16 protein-coding genes are annotated in these 17,483 nt (G+C 63.6%); 8 read left to right on the plus strand and 8 right to left on the minus strand.

Going from position 1 to position 17,483, the window contains the following annotated elements; all coding sequences use genetic code 11:
- Positions 1-21: 21 nt before the first annotated feature.
- A complete protein-coding gene (locus BUS12_RS35120) occupies positions 22-1,701 on the minus strand; it encodes a nitrite/sulfite reductase (protein WP_074302104.1) in 1,680 nt (559 codons plus the stop codon).
- 217 nt (positions 1,702-1,918) lie between these two features.
- Here BUS12_RS35120 and BUS12_RS35125 point away from each other — a divergent pair, with 217 nt between their 5' ends.
- The 3 genes from BUS12_RS35125 to BUS12_RS35135 all read left to right on the plus strand — a co-directional run bounded on the left by BUS12_RS35125 (position 1,919) and on the right by BUS12_RS35135 (position 4,465).
- A complete protein-coding gene (locus BUS12_RS35125; protein ID WP_074302105.1) occupies positions 1,919-2,860 on the plus strand; it encodes a CysB family HTH-type transcriptional regulator in 942 nt (313 codons plus the stop codon).
- 79 nt (positions 2,861-2,939) lie between these two features.
- A complete protein-coding gene (locus BUS12_RS35130) occupies positions 2,940-4,100 on the plus strand; it encodes an ABC transporter substrate-binding protein (protein WP_074302106.1) in 1,161 nt (386 codons plus the stop codon).
- Positions 4,101-4,207: 107 nt separating this feature from the next.
- Positions 4,208-4,465, plus strand: coding sequence for a hypothetical protein (locus BUS12_RS35135; RefSeq protein ID WP_074302107.1), 258 nt, complete (start codon positions 4,208-4,210; stop codon positions 4,463-4,465).
- 52 nt (positions 4,466-4,517) lie between these two features.
- Here the strand turns inward: BUS12_RS35135 and BUS12_RS35140 are convergent, their stop codons facing one another.
- The 7 genes from BUS12_RS35140 to BUS12_RS35170 all read right to left on the minus strand — a co-directional run bounded on the left by BUS12_RS35140 (position 4,518) and on the right by BUS12_RS35170 (position 12,247).
- Complete coding sequence (locus BUS12_RS35140; RefSeq protein ID WP_074302108.1) at positions 4,518-5,225, minus strand: NAD(P)H-binding protein; 708 nt, start codon at positions 5,223-5,225, stop codon at positions 4,518-4,520.
- Positions 5,226-5,278: 53 nt separating this feature from the next.
- Positions 5,279-6,430, minus strand: a complete 1,152-nt coding sequence (locus BUS12_RS35145) for a Gfo/Idh/MocA family protein (RefSeq protein WP_074302109.1) — start codon at positions 6,428-6,430, stop codon at positions 5,279-5,281.
- A 121-nt stretch (positions 6,431-6,551) separates the two neighbouring features.
- Positions 6,552-7,610 carry a sugar phosphate isomerase/epimerase family protein gene (locus tag BUS12_RS35150; RefSeq protein ID WP_074302110.1) on the minus strand — a complete coding sequence of 353 codons (1,059 nt, stop codon included), beginning with the start codon at positions 7,608-7,610 and terminating at the stop codon, positions 6,552-6,554.
- Between the two features lie 58 nt (positions 7,611-7,668).
- Positions 7,669-8,631, minus strand: coding sequence for a substrate-binding domain-containing protein (locus tag BUS12_RS35155; protein ID WP_074302111.1), 963 nt, complete (start codon positions 8,629-8,631; stop codon positions 7,669-7,671).
- A gap of 90 nt (positions 8,632-8,721) precedes the next feature.
- Complete coding sequence (locus BUS12_RS35160) at positions 8,722-9,735, minus strand: ABC transporter permease (protein ID WP_074302112.1); 1,014 nt, start codon at positions 9,733-9,735, stop codon at positions 8,722-8,724.
- On the minus strand, positions 9,716-11,203 hold the full coding sequence (locus tag BUS12_RS35165) for a sugar ABC transporter ATP-binding protein (protein ID WP_074302113.1): 1,488 nt from the start codon (positions 11,201-11,203) through the stop codon (positions 9,716-9,718). Before BUS12_RS35165 ends, BUS12_RS35160 begins: the two co-directional genes overlap by 20 nt.
- A 3-nt stretch (positions 11,204-11,206) precedes the next feature.
- Positions 11,207-12,247: a LacI family DNA-binding transcriptional regulator gene (locus tag BUS12_RS35170; protein ID WP_143788594.1), complete on the minus strand. Its 1,041-nt coding sequence runs from the start codon at positions 12,245-12,247 to the stop codon at positions 11,207-11,209.
- Between the two features lie 234 nt (positions 12,248-12,481).
- Between BUS12_RS35170 and BUS12_RS35175 the strand changes: the two genes are divergently transcribed.
- The 5 genes from BUS12_RS35175 (at position 12,482) to BUS12_RS35195 (ending at position 17,393) form a co-directional block, all read left to right on the plus strand.
- A complete protein-coding gene (locus tag BUS12_RS35175; RefSeq protein WP_074302115.1) occupies positions 12,482-13,135 on the plus strand; it encodes a protein-L-isoaspartate O-methyltransferase family protein in 654 nt (217 codons plus the stop codon).
- A gap of 8 nt (positions 13,136-13,143) precedes the next feature.
- A complete protein-coding gene (locus BUS12_RS35180; RefSeq protein WP_074265535.1) occupies positions 13,144-13,467 on the plus strand; it encodes a rhodanese-like domain-containing protein in 324 nt (107 codons plus the stop codon).
- Between the two features lie 380 nt (positions 13,468-13,847).
- Positions 13,848-15,224: a DUF3443 family protein gene (locus tag BUS12_RS35185; protein WP_074302116.1), complete on the plus strand. Its 1,377-nt coding sequence runs from the start codon at positions 13,848-13,850 to the stop codon at positions 15,222-15,224.
- A gap of 172 nt (positions 15,225-15,396) precedes the next feature.
- Entirely contained in the window at positions 15,397-15,834 is a 438-nt protein-coding gene (locus BUS12_RS35190; protein WP_074302117.1) for a DUF2844 domain-containing protein, read from the plus strand.
- Positions 15,835-15,866: 32 nt separating this feature from the next.
- A complete protein-coding gene (locus tag BUS12_RS35195; RefSeq protein WP_074302118.1) occupies positions 15,867-17,393 on the plus strand; it encodes a DUF3443 domain-containing protein in 1,527 nt (508 codons plus the stop codon).
- Positions 17,394-17,483: the final 90 nt, after the last annotated feature.

Genomic DNA, 17,483 nt, shown 5'->3' on the forward strand with positions numbered 1-17,483 from the left:
GTTCAGTATCCTTTGTCTCGGTTACGCGTGAGCCGGTTGACGCGATGCGTACACGCGTTCCTTGAACGGGGTCATGCCGATGCGGTTGTACGTCTCGATGAAGCGCTCGCCTTCAATGCGATGCTCCACGAACGTATCGATCACCTTCGACATCACGTCCGGCATCTCTTCCGCCGAAAACGACGGGCCGATCACACGGCCGAGATGCGCACCCGTCGCGCCCGTCCCCTGCTCGCCCCCGAGCGTCACCTGATACCACTCCGAGCCGTCCTTATCGACGCCCAGAATGCCGATGTTGCCGACGTGGTGGTGACCGCAGGCGTTGATACAGCCCGAAATGTTCAGCGACACGTCGCCGAGGTCGTACACGTAATCCAGATCGTTGAAGCGTTCCTGGATCGCGAGGGCAATCGGAATCGACTTCGCGTTCGCCAGCGAGCAGAAATCGCCGCCCGGGCAGGCGATGATGTCGGTCAGCAAACCGATATTCGGCGTCGCAAAACCTTGCGCCTTGGCCTTTTCCCACAGGTCGAACAGATCGCGCTTCTTCACGTTCGCCAGAATCAGGTTCTGTTCGTGCGACACGCGAATCTCGCCCAGCGAATACGCGTCGGCCCAGTCGGCCACGGCTTCCATCTGCGCATCCGTGGCGTCGCCGGGCGCGATCGTGGTCGGCTTCAACGACAACGTCACCGAAGCATACCCGGTCACCTTGTGGGGACGCACATTGCGCTCCACCCAGCGGGCGAAGCCGCGGTTTTCCAGCAGATGCTTTTCGAACGAGGCGTCGGTGTCCGGCAGCTTGTCGTACTGCGGCGGCTGGAAGTATTGCGACACGCGGTCCACTTCGGCTTGCGTCAGCGTCGACGGGCCGTCCTTCAGGTGCTGCCATTCCTCTTCGACTTCGGCCGAGAACTTCTCCGGGCTCAACGCCTTCACCAGGATCTTGATGCGCGCCTTGTAGATGTTGTCGCGGCGGCCGTAGCGGTTGTATACGCGCAGCACGGCTTCGCAATAGGTCAACAGATGCTGCCAGGGCAGATCGCGGCGAATGATCGCGCCGATGATCGGCGTGCGGCCCATGCCGCCACCGGCCAGGATGTCGGCCACCAGTTCGCCCTGCTCGTTGGTCTTCAGATACACGCCCATGTCGTGGATCTGCACGGCCGCGCGGTCTTCCTTCGAACCGGACACGGCAATCTTGAACTTGCGCGGCAGCCAGGCGAATTCGGGGTGGAACGTCGACCATTGACGCAGGATTTCAGCCCACGGACGCGGATCGACGAACTCATCGGGCGCGACGCCGGCGAACTGGTCGGCAGTGATGTTACGGATACAGTTACCCGAGGTCTGAATGCCGTGCATCTGCACCGCAGCGAGCTTGCGCAGGATTTCCGGCGTTTCTTCGAGCTGGATCCAGTTGTACTGGATGTTCGAGCGCGTCGAAAAATGGCCGTAACCGCGGTCGTGTTCGCGTGCGATCTGCGCCAGCACGCGCATCTGGTCGCTGCGCAGGTTGCCGTACGGAATCGCGATGCGGTGCATGTACGCATGGCGCTGCATGTACAGGCCGTTCTGCAGGCGCAGCGGACGGAACTCCTCTTCGCTCAATTCGCCCGACAAGCGGCGGCGAACCTGATCGGCGTATTGCGCGACCCGTTCATCGACGATGGTCTGGTCGTACTGATCGTATTGGTACATTCGGGGACCCCAGTTTGCGTTACACGCAGCGCTCCGGTTGCGCCACGCAAAGACCTCAGCCTTTGCCAGTGCGGCTGAGCGGGACCTTCGAGCCCCCCCGCTCATTTGCTAATGACAAAAACAGATATCCATATTGAAAAAGATGGGGAAATAGTAATAAACTCCCCATATACTTCAAACGACTAAAAAATTCTTTTGATATGCTCAGAGGTTATATATGAACCTGCACCAGTTCCGCTTCGTGCGTGAGGCCGTGCGGCAGAACTTCAACCTCACCGAAGCGGCCAAGGCACTGTATACAAGCCAGCCTGGCGTCTCGAAGGCGATCATCGAGCTCGAAGACGAGCTGGGCGTCGAAATCTTCACCCGGCACGGCAAGCGCGTGCGCTCGCTGACGGAACCGGGGCGCATTATCCTCGCTTCCGTCGAGAAGATCCTGCAGGAGGTAGAGAGCCTGAAGCGCGTCGGTAAAGATTACGCGGCGCAAGACCAGGGCAACCTCGTGATCGCCGCCACCCACACGCAGGCCCGCTACTCACTTCCGGCCGCCATCGCCGAATTCAAGAAGCGCTTCCCGAAAGTTCACCTTTCGATTCTGCAAGGCAGCCCCACGCAGGTCGCGGAGATGGTGATTCACGACCAGGCGGATCTGGCGATCGCCACCGAGGCGATCGCCAACTATAAGGAGCTGGTCTCGCTGCCCTGCTTCCAGTGGCACCACGTCGCCGTGATGCAGCCGGATCACCCGTTGCTCGACCGCAAGCTGCTGTCGCTCGACGATCTGAGCCAATTCCCGTTGATTACGTATGACAACGCGTTTGCGGGCCGCACCAAGATCAACGAGGCGTTCCGGCTGCGCGGGCTCGCGCCGGACATCGTGCTGGAGGCGATCGACGCCGACGTGATCAAGACCTACGTCGAACTGGGGCTGGGCGTCGGCATCATGGCCGATATCGCCTTCAACGCCGAGCGCGACCGCCACCTGCGGGCCATGCCGGTGGGCCATCTGTTTGGCAGCAACGTCACGCGTGTGGCGCTGAAACAGGGGGCTTACCTGCGCAGCTATGTGTATACGCTCGTCGAACTGTTGTCGCCGAGCATGAACCGCAAGCTGATCGAACAGGCGCTCAAGGGCGAACACGAAAGCTACGAGCTTTAGGACCGTCGTTTCGCGCCAAACTCTTGCATTGCGCATTTTGAGCCGCTTCAATTTCCGCTTCCCGCTACGGAGATTTTCGATGATGTCGTATAAAAAGAGCCTGCGCGGCATCGCCGCGCTCGGGGCCCTGCTGGCCGCAACGGCCGCACATGCCGACCTGAAAGTCGGCATCGATCTGTCGAGCACCGGCCCTGCAGCCGTGATCGGCATTACCAGCAAGAACGCCATGCTGATGTGGCCGGACACGATTGCTGGACAGAAGGCCGACTACATCATCCTCGACGACGGCTCGGACCCGGGCGCCGCCGTGCGCAATATCCACAAGCTGATCAACGAGGACCACGTCGACGTGATCGTCGGGCCGAATATCACGCCGGCCGCGATGGCCGCGCTGGACCCGGTCGCGGACAGCCAGACGCCAATGATCACGCTGATCGGCTCGGCGAGCGTCGTCGAGCCGCAGGAAGGCAAGCGCGTGTGGGCCTTCAAGATGGCGCAAACCGATAGCGCGATGGCCGACGTGATGACCCGCTACATGTCGAACCACAACGTCAAGACGGTGGGCTTCGTCGGCTTTGCCGACGGCTACGGCGAAAGCTGGCTCAACGAGTTCTCGAAGTTCGCGGCGCTGCGCCACATCCAGTTAGTTGCCACCGAGCGCTTCAACCGCACGGATGCGAGCGTCACGGGTCAGGTGCTGAAGGTGATGGCGGCCAAGCCCGATGCGATTCTGATTGCGGGTGCGGGGACGCCGACCGTGTTGCCGCAGCGCACGCTGATCGAACGCGGCTTCAAGGGCCCGATTTACCAGACGCATGGTATCGCGACGCCGGAATTCATCAAGCTGGGCGGCAAGGATGTCGAAGGGACGTTGTTCCCCACGCAGCCCGTGGTGGTGGCGCGCACGCTGCCGGCCGATCATCCGGCGAAGAAGGCTGCGCTAGCCTTCGTCAACGCGTATGAGGCGAAGTACGGTCCCGGCTCGGTCACGCAGTTTGCCGGCGATGCGGCCGGCGTGTATCCGCGCTTGCAGGATGCCGTGGCGCGGGCGCTGAAGACGGCGCAACCAGGGACTCCGGCGTTTCGTGTCGCGCTGCGCGATGAGTTGGAACACGCGCATGAACTGGTGGTGCCGAACGGGGTGGTCAATACCAGCGCGAAGGATCACGTCGGGCTGGATCAGCGGGCGAGCGTGATGGGGATTATCAAGGACGGGAAGTTTACGTATTTGAGTCAGTGAGCGGACAATGATCTGGGTGGGCCGCGGCCGGAAGGCTCGCGGAACCACGCAGCGGCGACGCGTTGTTGTTACAGTAGTCGTCTTTCTCCCCTCCAGCAGTCCCCACCATGCGCACCACCCGAGCCATCCACGCCGTCGAGCGGCTGAAAACCCGCAGCGGCAATCCGCAGTTTGCGGCGATCAGCCTGTCCGGCGGGCTGTTTTATCTCGTCGACAAATCGAGCGGCACCGACAAGAAAGTCTCCGACCCGCTAACACTCGACGACTTCGTCAAATTCGTCGACGCGTTCGGTCCGCCGAAACCGCGCAAGGCGAGCAAGCTCGACCTCGCGTTCGAAGAGCAGATCAGGAAGAGCAAGAGCTGAAACCTGCCCGAGTGGGCCACGTCGGGCGCCTGGCGCGAGCCGAACCCGGCCGCTAACGGCACAACGGCGGCGCGCGATGCAGTGCATCGTTCTCGATGATATTGACGCCACGTGTATCGTCGCTGAGCACCTCGGTCACCAGCGCCCGCGCCACCCGCTCAACGGAAACGGAGCGCCACTTCAGCGGCAAATACACACCAAGGTGCCGCGCGACGCTCTCCAGCGGCCGGCTCTCGGTGCGCTCGCCCATCAGGAACGAAGGCCGTACGATGGTCAGCACCGGATAGTCGAGTTTCTTGAGCCCGTCCTCCACATTCCCTTTCACACGGCTATAAAAAGTCCGCGCGTGCGCATCGGCGCCGATCGCGCTGACAATCGCAAAGTGGGACGCACCATGGCGGCGCGCAATGCCGGCAATCCGCAGCGGATACTCGTAGTCCACTTTACGGAACGCGTTCTGCGATCCGGCCGTGCGGATGGTCGTGCCCAGTGCGCAGATCACCGAATCGACCTTGAAGATGTCCGAATCCGCGTCGGGCCAGTCGTAGTCGATCACATGCTCGACGACCCGGTTGGTCGCAGCCGACCCCGTCACCGCCGCACCCGACGCCCGCCGCACTAGCATGCGCACCTCGCCGACCCGGTCGTCGCGGGCGAGCAGGCGCAGGCACGCACTCCCGACGAGGCCCGTGCCGCCAAGCAGCAACACGGTCTGTTTGCGGACGACATTGGCCTGACTGGACGCGAAGGAGGTCGACATGCGTGAGTCCGTAAAAAGGGGCACCGCCGCATCTTACCGCGTCGACAAAACCCTTACCCGGCTCGCACTTCCTGAAGCTGTCCTTGCGCCGCGCTGCTCGCGAGTACCGCCTCGATGAAATGCAGACCCGCAACACCGTCGTCGACGGTCGTGAGAAGCCGGCTTTCGGGCGGAGGCGCTTTGCCCGCATCCAGCGCCTCGATCTGCAAGGCAGCGTCCTGATAGAGCTGCGCGAACGCCTCCAGATAGCCCTCAGGATGCCCCGCCGGCACACGCGTGGCATGCGCCGCGATCGCGCTCGTCACCCGCCCGCGCGTGAGACGCTGCGCTGCGCCGCCCAGCGGCGTGAACCACAGTTCGTTGGGGTTCTCCTGATCGAAGGCGAGACCCGCCTTCGTGCCGTAGACGCGCAACCGTAACGCGTTCTCCGCGCCGCTCGCCACCTGGCTCGCCCACAGCATGCCGCGCGCGCCGTTCTCGTAGCGCAGCATCGCCTGCACGTGATCGTCGACGCGGCGGCCAGGCACGAAGGTGTGCAATTCGGCCGAGAGCCATTTAGGCTTCATCCCGGTCACGAACGACGCAAGGTGATATGCATGCGTGCCGATATCGCCGAGGCACCCTGCCGGGCCGGCCTGCTGCGGATCGGTGCGCCAGCCGGCCTGTTTGTTGGTGCCGGATTGTTCGATCGGCTCCGCCAGCCAGTCCTGCGCGTATTCGACCTGCACGACGCGCAGCGCGCCGAGTTCGCCGGCCTCAACCAGTTCCCGTGCGTGACGGACCATCGGATAGCCGGAATACGTATGCGTCAGCGCGAACAGCCGCTTCTTCTCGTGCGCGAGCCTGGCCAGCGCCTGTCCTTCGGCGAGCGACACGGCGAGCGGCTTGTCGCAGATCACGTGGATGCCCGCTTCGAGAAACGCAGTCGCCACCGGCGCATGCAGATGATTCGGCGTGACGATCGCCACCGCGTCGATGCCGTCGTCCTGGCGCGCGGCTTCCGTCTGCGCCATCTCGCGCCAGTCCGCGTAGCTGCGAGCGATACCGGCTTCCGCCGCGCTCGCGTGAGCGCGCTGCGGATCGGACGACAACGCGCCCGCCACCAGTTCGAAGCGGTCGTCGAGGCGCGCGGCGATCCGGTGCACCGCGCCGATGAACGCGCCCTGCCCACCGCCGACCATGCCCAGCCGTAACTTTCGTGTCATGGAAGAAACTCCTTTGATGATGCGCCCAAGTCGCTCAAGTCGCTCAGGCCGCGCAAGTCGCTCAGGCCCGCGTCGCCGCGCGCAGGTGACGCTCGCGTTCGCCGCAACGACGCTCCGACGCTCAGATGCCCAGCACGCGCTTCAATTGCGCCGTATCGACGCCGCTGCCCGCGAAGTCGTCGAACGCATGTTCGGCGACGCGAATGATGTGGCGGCGAATAAACTCGGCGCCCTCGCGCGCGCCATCTTCCGGATGCTTCAGCGCGCATTCCCATTCGAGGACGGCCCAGCCCGGATAATCGTATTGCGCCATCTTCGAGAAGATCGCGCCGAAATCGATCTGGCCATCGCCGAGCGAGCGGAACCGCCCTGGGCGTTCGGTCCAGTTGCTGTAACTGCCGTAGACACCCGCCTTGCCGGTCGGACGAAACTCCGCATCCTTCACATGGAAGGCCTTGATGCGCTCGTGATAGATGTCGATGAACGCGAGGTAATCGAGTTGCTGCAGCACGTAGTGGCTCGGATCGAACAGGATGTTCGCGCGGCGCTGGCCGCGCGTTCCGCTCAAACGCTCCAGAAAACGCTCGAAGGTCACGCCGTCGTGCAGATCCTCGCCCGGGTGCAATTCGTAGGCGACATCCACACCCACCTCGTCGAACGCGTCGAGAATCGGCGTCCAGCGGCGCGCCAGCTCATCGAACGCGGCATCGACGAGACCCGCGGGCCGTTGCGGCCACGGGTACACATACGGCCAGGCGAGCGCGCCCGAAAACGACACATGCGTGTCGAGCCCGAGCCGTCGCGACGCCTGCGCCGCCAGCTTCAGTTGCGCGATCGCCCATTCGGTACGCGCTTGCGGATTGCCGCGCACGTGCGGCGCGGCGAAGCCGTCGAACAGCAGGTCGTAGGCAGGATGCACCGCCACCAGCTGGCCCTGCAGATGCGTCGCCAGTTCGGTGATCTCGACACCGGCGTCGGCCACGACGCCCAGCAGCTCGTCGCAATACGTCTGGCTCGCCGCGGCCTGTTCGAGGTCGATCAGGCGCGCGTCGACGGGAACCTGAATGCCCTCGTAGCCGAGACTCGCAGCCCACGTGGCCATGTTTTCCAGCGTGTCGAAGGGCGCCTTGTCGCCCAGGAACTGGGCCAGGTAAATCGCCGGTCCCTTGATGGTCTTCATCGTGTCGCTCCTCGGTCAAAGGCTGGGCCGCACGCCGCCGGGCGCGCGGCCCAGCGCGTTAAAACGGCGAATCCGGGAAGTAGTAGTCCTTCGCGTTGTCTTTCGTGACGAGCACCGACGGCACAATCGTCTTCGCCGGCAGCGTCTGGCCCTTCAGACGGGCTTCGGCGGTCAGCTTGATGGCGTCGTAGATGAACTTCGGCGAATACGTGACGTCCGCGTTGATCAGCTTGTCGCCGTCCAGCACGCGCTTGATCATCTCTTTCGAGCCGGCGCCGCCCAGCACTTCCTTGATGTCGGTGCGCTTCGCCTGATCGATGGCCTTGAGCACGCCCACCGACATGTCGTCATCGGCGGACCAGACCGCGTCGATATGCTTGAAGCGCGTCAGGTAGTCCTGCATGACCTTGAACGCATCGTCGCGATTCCAGTTGGCGTATTTGGCGTCGAGCACCTTCACGCCGGGGCAGGCCTTCAACGCTTCGGTGAACGCGCTATAGCGTTCGTTATCGAGCGTGGTCGGAATGCCGCGCAACGCGACGATGTCGCCCTGGCCGTTCAGGCTCTTGCAAAAGTACTCGCCGGCCAGCCTGCCGAATGCCGTGTTGTCGCCGGCCACGTACGCATCCTGCGCGCTGGTGTCGGTCAGGCCGCGATCCACCACCGTCACGTAGATGCCCTTCTTCTTCACCTGCGCCACCGGCTGCGTCAGCGAAGCCGATTCATGCGGGAAGATCACGAGTGCGTTGATCTTGTTGACGGTGACCATGTCCTGCAACTGGTTGGCCTGCTCCGGCGCGCTCGCCGACGTTTTGAGGATCACCTTCAGGTCCGGATGCGCCTTCTCCATGTCCTCCTTGGCCTTGTTCGCCCACCAGTCGATGCCGCCCGTAAAGCCGTGATCGGCCGTCGGGATCGCCACGCCCAAGATAACCTTGTCGTCGGCACGCGCTGCGCCGGCGGCCCCTAGTATCCCCAACGCCAGCACGCCGGCGCCGATCGCTCGAATGACCTGCTTCATGGTGTGTCTCCAGTGTTTATGAGGCGCTTTCGTGCGCCAAGGATTCTTGAACTGCTTGCCGCCATGCCTGCATGTGCCCACTGCTCCTCTTTACCGCCGCCCGCGCTGCAAAAACGCCACAACGATAATCACCGCCCCCTGCACCGCCGCGTTCAGATACACGCTGATGATGCTGGTGAGATTCAGAATGTTCGCGATCACCGACAGCAGGATCGCGCCGATCACCGTGCCGATCACGCGCCCCTCGCCGCCCTTGAGCGCGGTACCGCCGACCACCACCGCCGCGATCGCCTCCAGCTCCCACAGGATGCCGGTGGTGGGCGTGGCCGAACCGAGGCGCGGCACGTAGAGCACCGTCGCCACGCCAACACATATACCAAGGAGTACGTAAGTCACGATCTTCACCGTATCGACGCGGATCGCGGCATAGCGCGCAACCTGTTCGTTCGAGCCGATCGCCTGCACGTGCCGGCCGAACGCGGTGCGGTTCAGGATCAGCGTGCCGCCTGCCGCCACCACCAGAAACACCCAGATCGGCACCGGCACGCCGAGCAGGCTCGCGTAATACACGGGACTATAGAGATCGGTCAGCGAGTTGTTAAGCGTGAGCGCGCCGCCGTCGGCCAGCCACGTGAGCACCGCGCGAAAGATGCCGAGCGTGCCCAGCGTGACGATGAACGGCTCGATACGCCCCTTGGTGATCAGCAGGCCGTGCGCCCAGCCGAACAGTCCGCCGAGGACAAACGCCAGCGCAATGCCGATGGCGATGATCGCAAGCGGCGCGAAGGTGTGTCCGCCGACACCCGCCGACAAGCCGTTCATCAGCCAGATCATGCTGCCGGCGATCAAGGCGGCCATCGAACCGACCGACAGATCGATGCCGCCGGAAATGATCACAAAGGTCTCGCCGACCGCGATGATGCCAATGAACGACGTACGCGTAAGCACGTTCATCAGGTTGTCGACGGTGGCGAAATCGTGATTGAGCAAGGTACCGACAATGCACAGCACGACGAGGCCCACCAGCGGCCCCAGCCCGTACAGATGATGCGCGAGACGCATCGCGCGGCCGGCTTGAGCGGCTTCAGTGGGTGCCGGTCGCATGGGCGATCAACTCCTCTTCGGTCAGGTGGTCGAGGTCGAGCGTGGCCTGCAGGCGACCCGCACGCATCACGGCAACGCGATGGCACAGGCCGATCAGCTCGATCAGTTCGGATGAAATGACGATCACCGCGCGCCCTTGCGCGGCGAGCCGGTGAATCAGGAAATAGATGTCGCGCTTCGAGCCGACATCGACGCCGCGCGTCGGCTCGTCGAGCACGATCACATTCGGCCTCGGCTGCAGAAACTTGGCGAGCGCGAGCTTCTGCTGGTTGCCGCCAGAGAGCATGCGGGCGCGGCTCGACAGATCGCCGGTGCGAATGCCGAAGTCCGCGACGGCCTGCTTGAGCGCCACGCGCCCCGCTTTCAGATCGAGCAACGGATGCGCGTACTGCTCGAGCGTCATCAGCGTGAGGTTGTCCTGCAGGTTCAGATTGACGTGCAGCGCCTTGCCTTTGCGGTCCTCGCTGAGATACGTGAGGCCGTGGCGCATCGCATCGAGCGGCCGTTTCACTTCCACGGCATGGCCGCCAATCTCGATGCGCCCCGCGCTGCGGCGACGCAGGCCAAGGATGGCCTCGAAGGCTTCGGTGCGGCCGGCGCCCACGAGACCCGCGAAGCCGAGCACTTCTCCCGCGCGCACCTCGAAACTCAACTGCTCGACCCAATCCGGCACGACCAGGCCTTCGACCTTCAAGGCGACTAAAGCGTCAGCCGCCACCGCGGCCTTGTCCGGGAACATATCGGACACGTCGCGCCCGACCATCAGGTTCGCCATCTGCTGACGCGCGAGCCCCGCGGTCGCGCCGCGCGCGACGAAGCGGCCATCGCGCATCACGATCACCTCGTCGGTGATGTGCTCGACTTCATCGAGCTTGTGCGAGATGTAGATTATCGTCACGCCCTCGGCCTTGAGTTTCGTCATCAGCGCAAACAGGCGCTCGGTCTCGGATGGGGTGAGCGTGGCCGTGGGCTCGTCCATGATCAGCAGACGCGCGTTACGCGACAGCGCCTTGGCAATTTCCACCATCTGCTTTTCCGCGACGATCAGCTCGCGCACTTTCGTATCCGGCGGTTTCTTCAAGCCCACCTGCGCGAGATAGCGCGTTGCCTCCGCGCGCATCGCCGCATCGTCGAGCAGCCAGCCACGGCGTTTTTCGTGCCCCAGGTACATGTTCTGCGCAATCGACAGATGCTCCGCCAGGTTGAACTCCTGGTGGATCAGCACGATGCCCGCCGCTTCGGCCTCGCGCGAACTGGCGAACTGCTGCGCCTGACCGTCGATCAGCAGCGTGCCGGTGGTCGCCGCCTCATAGCCGGCGAGGATTTTCATGAGCGTCGATTTGCCCGCGCCGTTCTCGCCCAGCAATCCGTAGATGCGGCCCGGCGTCAGTTCGAAACTCACGCCATGCAGCACGCGCACCGGGCCGAAGTCTTTGCGGATGTCGTCGAAGCGCACGGCGAGGCTCATGGCTTACGCACTCCCGCGAATCACGAGCCGGTGCGGCAACAGCACGCCGGGCACGTTGGCCAGCGGATTGGCCAGGCGCTGCAGCAGCAGGCGCGCGGCGGTTTCGCCGAGCTCGCGCATGGGCTGCGCGATGGTCGTAAGCGGCGGGTCGATCTGCGCGGCGAGCGAGATATCGTCGAAGCCGACCACCGCGACGTCGTCCGGCACGCGCTTGCCGACGCTGCGCAGGCCGTGGATCACGCCGATCGCCAGTGTGTCCGACACCGCGAAGATGGCGCTCGGCGCGTCGCGTTGCGACATCAGCAGCGCGGCGGCCGAGGCCCCCGCTTCGTAGTCGAGACTGTTCAGGTTCATGCGCCAGCGCTCGTCGGGCGTGATGCCGGCTTCGCGCAGGGCGTCGAGGTAGCCTTGCTGGCGTTGCCGCGCGTAGAGGTAGGCGACGTCGGAATTGATCAGGCCGATGCGCCGATGCCCTTGCGCCAGCAAATGACGCACGGCGTCGCCGGCCGCGCGGTAGTTGTCGATCCCCACGTACGGCACGCCGACCGCCGGATCGAACTCGCAGCACGCCACCCACGGCAGCGCGCCCGATTCCTCGGCGAGCGCCTGCTGCACGGTGGCCGGGTCCAGACAGATGGCGCCGTCCGCGCGACGCCGTCGCAGCAGGTCGAAGTAGCTGCGCTCGCGGCCGGGATCGGCGCCCGTGTCGCACAGCAGCATGAAATAGCCGTGTTGGCGCGCCACGCGGTCGATGCCGCGCACGATCTCCGCGTAGAACGGGTTGCCGACGTCCGGCACCATCGTCAGCAGCAGGCGGCTCTCAGCCGTGCGCAGGTTGCGGGCGAGTTCGTTGACGCGGTAGCCGCTCGCGTCCACCGCCGCCAGCACCTTGTCGCGCGTGGCGGGACGCACGTTCGAGTGGCCGTTCAGGACCCGCGACACGGTCGCCACGGACACGCCGGCCTGCTCGGCGACGCCCGCAATGGAATTGCCGTCGGACGGCGGGTTTCCGGTTCGGGGTTCGTCAGTTTCAGATTGAGGCAGTCGGGCCACGTTTTTTTGCCGCGAAAATGTAATCGATTACATTTTTGAGCGATGGTCCGGCGAATCGCAAGGACCGTCTTGTAGGGATTAACACGGGCCGGGTTGGCACCAGGTTGGCCCCGGATTGCGGCCCTGTTGCCCGTCAGGAGACGGGTTTCGCCCCCGGTTTGGTACAATTCCGAAGTTGTCCCGAACCCCCACGAGTCGCACCTAAACCGAACCGCCGAATCCACCATGAATATCGAACAAGCGCGTTTCAACATGATCGAACAGCAGATCCGTCCCTGGGAAGTGCTCGACCAGGACGTGCTGAACCTGCTGTCGATCGTCAAGCGTGAAAATTTCGTCCCCACGGTCTACCGCGAACTGGCTTTCGTCGACTTCGAAGTGCCGCTGCCGGCCGGCCAGCACATGCTGGCGCCGCGCGTCGAAGCGCGCGTGCTGCAGGAACTGGCGGTGAAGAAGCATGAAAGCGTGCTGGAAATCGGCGCGGGGTCGGGTTACATGGCGGCGCTGCTCGCAAACCGCGCGCAGCACGTGCTGAGCGTGGATATCGAGCCGGAACTCGCCGAACTGGCGAAGGCCAATCTGGCCGCCAACGGCGTGCTGAATGCGGAAGTCGTCACCGGCGACGCCTCGCGCGGCTGGCCGGCGGCTGCGCCCTACGACGTGATCTGCGTCTCGGGCGGCCTGCCTGTCCTGCCGCAAGAAATCCTCGAGCATCTGAAGATTGGCGGCCGTCTGGCGGCGTTCGTGGGCACCGCACCGGTGATGAAGGCGCAGATCATTACGCGCATCGACGAGAAGCAGTACCGCATTGCCGATGTGTTCGAGACTTACGTCGAACCGCTGATCAACGCTCTGCAGCCGCCGCGCTTCAAGTTCTGAGACCACTGATGCAAAACCTGACCGCTCCCGCTCTGGCCGAATGGCTTGCCGATCAATCGCGTCCCGCGCCCGTGCTGCTCGACGTGCGCGAACCGTGGGAAATCCAGACGGCGTCAATCGCCGGCGCCGTGTCGATTCCCATGCGCGAAATCCCGGCCCGCAGCGAAGAACTCGACGACGACGCGCAGATCGTGTGTGTTTGCCATCACGGCGCGCGCAGTGCGCAAGTGGCGATGTTCCTCGAATCGCGCGGACATAAGAACGTGTTCAATCTGCAGGGTGGGATTGATGCGTGGTCGCGCCAGGTTGATCCGGCTGTACCGACGTATTGATTTGAGTCGGGTTGTGCACGGGCCGCGGTCGTTTTAGCTGCGGCTTGTGCAGTCCGATTGATGTTTTCCTGGTTGCACCTGGTTGTGGGGCAGGCCTCTCCATGAGGCACCCTCCAGCGCGTTGAGAAACCCGCCGCCATCGCAACAGCAGCGCTACAGGCGCCGCAACGGCGCGTACGCTCCCGTCCTGTACTCCCCTCTGCTTCACGATCTTCCGCGCCTCCGCCTTTACCCGCGTTTCGGCTAATCGCTGAACGCGGCGATGTTTCGCTTGATCGCTCCAGAAATTTCCCAAGGTATCCTCAGCAACGTCTCTGGCACCATGCTGCGACCTGTTCGATCCGCAGTGACGCGCGTCGATTCCCGTAGAGCAAGAGACCATGAAAACATCCCGTTCGACGCTCGGCGTTGCGATGCTTGCCTTCAGTATGGCGCTTTCAGCCTGTGGCGGAGGCGGCAGCGCAGGCAACGGTAACGCCTCGGGCAACTCGGCCATCGACTGGCCGGCCACGCCTAACTCGCCTGCCGCCCCCAGTTGGCCGGCCAATTCGGGGAGCGGCTCGTCCACCAGCAACAGCACGCCGGGCGGCACCATACCGGCCAATCCGACCAATGCCCCAGCCAACGGGCCGGCCACCATTACGCCGGTCAGTGGGTCGAATACCGCAGCGATCACCGTCGACGGCAAGACCATGATCAACCAGCCGTATGTGACGATCACGCTGTGTGCGTCTAACGCACAGGGCAGCAGTCAATGCGCGACGGTCGACCGCATGATCCTCGACACCGGTTCGAGCGGCGTGCGAGTGGTAGCCAGCGCGCTCAGCAGCGCCTTCGCCGCGCAGATGCCGGCGCAAACCGGCGCAACCGACGACCCAGGCGGCAACGCGCCGATCGCGCAATGCGCGACGTTCGGCTCCGGCTTCACGTGGGGCTCGGTGAAGCGGGCCGCGGTGACGATCGGCGGTGAAACCTCGAGCGTGATACCCGTCCAGCTGATAGGCGACGCAAAGTTTGCCGTGCCCACCGATTGCAGCGCGCGCGGCGGCAAGGACCTCAGCACGGTGAGCGCCTTGGGCGGCAACGGCATCGTCGGCATCAGCAATCTGGTGTATGACCACGCGGCTTCGGCGAACACGATCTACCCCGCGGGGTTCTACTATTGCTCGAGCGCCACCTCATGCACCAATACCCGCGTGGCCGTGAGCAAACAGCCGATGAACCCGGTTGCCGCGTTCCCCAGCGACAACAACGGCACGATCATCCGCTTGCCGGGTTTATCGTCCGCGGGGGCGGGCAGCGCCACGGGGCAAGTGATATTCGGCATCGGCACGCAGCAGAACAACACGATGCCATCGGGCGTGAATATCCTGCCGCTGAATCAATACGGCTATTTCACCAGCGTCTATAAGGGCCGCTTGCTCACTGTGAGCGCGGTGGACAGCGGCACCAACATGTTCGTCTTCCCGGACAGCGCAATCCCAATCTCGAACGGCTTCTACGTGCCTGCGGCGCCGCTTGCGCTTGCCGCGATCTTCCAGGCTGCGAGCGGAGCCGGTACGCCGATCAACGTCCCGTTCGAGATCGCTAACGCCAATAATCTGTACGCGAGCGGCAATGCGGCCTTCAATAACTTTGGTATGAACGCGTCGGGGATGGTTCTCTGGGGGCTGCCGTTCTTCTATGGCCGCACTGTGTACACCGTACTCGAGAACGCGAAGGTCGGCGCGCAGGCCGGGCCGTTCGTGGCCTTCTAACGCGCGGCTACCGTGCTACGTGCCGGCGGGCAGCCGTCGTGCGGCCTCCGCCGGTCAGCTTTATCCAGGCACCGTCAATGAAGCGCTTTCCGGCTTCGCTTTAAGACGTTTCCGACCGTTTGGCTCGCTGCTCGCTGGCAACATGCTCCGACCTATTTTTCGGAGCAATGTGATGAAATTTGTAAAGATCGCGCTGGCGATTGCAACGTTATTGCCGCTCGCGTCTTACGCGACGCTGGGTGGCGCGCCGGGCGCGGCCTCGTCTGCTCCGAAGGGACTTCGTTCGATGCTCCAGACCACGGCGGCCTACTCCGTGCATGCATCCGTCGATGCCGACGGCGTCACCGTGCGCGAGTACACGCTGCCGGACAACGTCGTCTTCGCCGTCACGTGGCAGGGTCCGGTGCGGCCCGATATGAGCGCGCTGCTCGGCAGCTATTTTCAGCGCTTTGTCTCCGCAGGCGAAGGACGTGCCCACGGCACCGGTCCGATGATCGAGCGCAGCGGCGATCTCGTGATTCAGTCCGCCGGCCGGCCCGGCAATTTCTTCGGTAAGGCGTATGTCCCGCGCCTCGTGCCCGCCGGCGTCAATGCAGACGATCTGCAGTAAGACGAACTGTAGATTCTCTGGAAAACGCGATTATGAAGAAGTTGAACAAGACACTGTGCTTCGCACTGCTGAGCGCTAGCGTGGCGGTTTCCGCGTGTGGCGGCGGTGGTGCTGGCGATAAGGGCGATGGTAATGCGGCGCAGGATAAGGGTGACACGGTGGTGCCGGTTACGCCTACGCCGAGTCCGAGTCCTTCGCCGAGTCCGGCACCGAGTCCCACGCCGAACCCACGCCCGACGCCGACGCCCACGCCGGTCCCTACGCCTACGCCTACACCTACGCCTACACCTACACCTACACCTACACCTACACCTACACCTACACCTACACCTACACCTACACCTACACCTACACCTACACCAACACCTACACCTACACCTACACCTACACCAACACCTACACCAACACCTACACCAACACCAACACCGACTCCAACACCCGTCGTCAATAACACTGCACCGATCGTCGTTGACCGGACGATGAACGGCATCAACAGCCTCTACGTGACCGCGACGATCTGCTATCCCGGCACGCAAGGTAGCAACCAATGCGCGACCGTCGATCACATGCTGCTCGACACCGGCTCCGTCGGCGTTCGCGTACTAGCAAGCGCGCTCGGCTCGGCACTCCCTTCGCAATTGCCCGCACAAACCGGCGCCACCAACGACCCGACCGGCAACGCGCCGATTGCCCAATGCGCGATCTTCGGTTCCGGCTATACATGGGGGTCTGTCAAGCGAGCGGACGTGTCGATCGGCGGCGAATCCGCCGGGAATCTGCCCATCCAGGTCATCGGCGACGGCGCCTTTGCTACGCCGTCGGATTGCGTTTCACGCGGCGGGACCAACATCGGCACCATCGCGAAGCTCGGTGCGAACGGTGTTATCGGTATCGGGTCGGGTATACGCGATTTCCCAGCCGCTGCGCAAACCGTGTTGCCGGCGACCTATTACTACTGCGCGTCGTCGGGTTCTTGCACTGGCGCACGCGTGCCGCTCGATACGCAAGTGATGAACCCTGTCGCCGACTTCACGTCGGACAACAACGGGACGATCATCAGCCTGCCCCCGCTGCAGGCAGGAGGTCAAGCTACCGCGATGGGCCAACTGATATTCGGCATCGGCACCCAGCAGAACAATGCGTTACCCTCGAGCGCGAACATTCTGAAGTTGGATCAGAACGGCCTCTTCACAACGGTCTATAAAGGCAGCGCGCTGACCAGTGCGATCGATAGCGGCACGAACGTGTACTACTTCCCCGACACTACGATCCCGACCGCGTTCGTATGGCCGGACACGTGGTACGCCCCGTCGACGCCGCTCAGCTTGTCAGCAGGCCTGAAGGCAAGCAATGGCAGCGGCTCGTCCGCAACGGTACCGTTTTCATTGAGCAACGCGGCCAATCTGCTGGCGAATCCTTATGCCGCCTACGATAGTCTCGGCGCACCGTTGTCCGGGGGATTCATCTGGGGCTTGCCGTTCTTCTACGGCCGCAACGTCTACACCGTGCTCAACAACGCCAAGGTCGGTTCGCAAACCGGACCGTTCGTCGCCTTCTAAATGACGAGCGTCACGCGCGACTAAAAACGAGAGGCTGGCGCCGCAAGGCTGCCAGCCTCTCGTCATTGCAGGGCGCACGCTCACCCCTCA

It is taken from the genome of Paraburkholderia phenazinium (genome assembly GCF_900142845.1).
GTDB lineage: Bacteria > Pseudomonadota > Gammaproteobacteria > Burkholderiales > Burkholderiaceae > Paraburkholderia > Paraburkholderia phenazinium_A.

What these genes read in the sequence shown, in the direction of transcription:
- BUS12_RS35125 (WP_074302105.1), top strand. Translation starts at nt 1,919, where the DNA reads ATGAACCTGCACCAGTTCCGCTTCGTGCGTGAGGCCGTGCGGCAGAAC.
- BUS12_RS35195 (WP_074302118.1), top strand. Translation starts at nt 15,867, where the DNA reads ATGAAGAAGTTGAACAAGACACTGTGCTTCGCACTGCTGAGCGCTAGC.
- BUS12_RS35180 (WP_074265535.1), top strand. Translation starts at nt 13,144, where the DNA reads ATGCAAAACCTGACCGCTCCCGCTCTGGCCGAATGGCTTGCCGATCAA.
- BUS12_RS35175 (WP_074302115.1), top strand. Translation starts at nt 12,482, where the DNA reads ATGAATATCGAACAAGCGCGTTTCAACATGATCGAACAGCAGATCCGT.
- BUS12_RS35135 (WP_074302107.1), top strand. Translation starts at nt 4,208, where the DNA reads ATGCGCACCACCCGAGCCATCCACGCCGTCGAGCGGCTGAAAACCCGC.
- BUS12_RS35150 (WP_074302110.1), bottom strand. Translation starts at nt 7,610, where the DNA reads ATGAAGACCATCAAGGGACCGGCGATTTACCTGGCCCAGTTCCTGGGC.
- BUS12_RS35185 (WP_074302116.1), top strand. Translation starts at nt 13,848, where the DNA reads ATGAAAACATCCCGTTCGACGCTCGGCGTTGCGATGCTTGCCTTCAGT.
- BUS12_RS35120 (WP_074302104.1), bottom strand. Translation starts at nt 1,701, where the DNA reads ATGTACCAATACGATCAGTACGACCAGACCATCGTCGATGAACGGGTC.
- BUS12_RS35155 (WP_074302111.1), bottom strand. Translation starts at nt 8,631, where the DNA reads ATGAAGCAGGTCATTCGAGCGATCGGCGCCGGCGTGCTGGCGTTGGGG.
- BUS12_RS35190 (WP_074302117.1), top strand. Translation starts at nt 15,397, where the DNA reads ATGAAATTTGTAAAGATCGCGCTGGCGATTGCAACGTTATTGCCGCTC.
- BUS12_RS35160 (WP_074302112.1), bottom strand. Translation starts at nt 9,735, where the DNA reads ATGCGACCGGCACCCACTGAAGCCGCTCAAGCCGGCCGCGCGATGCGT.
- BUS12_RS35130 (WP_074302106.1), top strand. Translation starts at nt 2,940, where the DNA reads ATGATGTCGTATAAAAAGAGCCTGCGCGGCATCGCCGCGCTCGGGGCC.
- BUS12_RS35140 (WP_074302108.1), bottom strand. Translation starts at nt 5,225, where the DNA reads ATGTCGACCTCCTTCGCGTCCAGTCAGGCCAATGTCGTCCGCAAACAG.
- BUS12_RS35165 (WP_074302113.1), bottom strand. Translation starts at nt 11,203, where the DNA reads ATGAGCCTCGCCGTGCGCTTCGACGACATCCGCAAAGACTTCGGCCCG.
- BUS12_RS35145 (WP_074302109.1), bottom strand. Translation starts at nt 6,430, where the DNA reads ATGACACGAAAGTTACGGCTGGGCATGGTCGGCGGTGGGCAGGGCGCG.